Genomic DNA, 249 nt, shown 5'->3' with positions numbered 1-249 from the left:
AGTCCGCGTAGGTCTTCATGAACGCCCCCGAGCCGGTCTTCACGTCCAGCACCAGCGAGGCGGTGCCTTCGGCGATCTTCTTGCTCATGATGGACGCGGAGATCATCGGGATCGACTCGACGGTTGCGGTCACGTCGCGCAGCGCGTAGAGCTTCTTGTCCGCCGGGGCGAGCCCGGACCCGGCCGCGCAGATCACCGCTCCGACCGATTCCAGTTGATCGAGCATCTCCGCGTTCGACACGGACGCCC

General features: G+C 65.9%; 1 pseudogene. It reads right to left on the bottom strand.

Going from position 1 to position 249, the window contains the following annotated elements:
• A pseudogene (locus tag BN358_RS13000) lies at nt 1–249 on the bottom strand (thymidine phosphorylase); the annotation flags it as partial.

It is taken from the genome of Sedimentibacter sp. B4 (assembly GCF_000309315.1).
Lineage (GTDB): Bacteria > Bacillota > Clostridia > Tissierellales > Sedimentibacteraceae > Sedimentibacter > Sedimentibacter saalensis.
The sequence above is the reverse complement of the archived record's forward strand: the minus strand, read 5'-3'. Positions and strand labels throughout refer to the sequence as shown.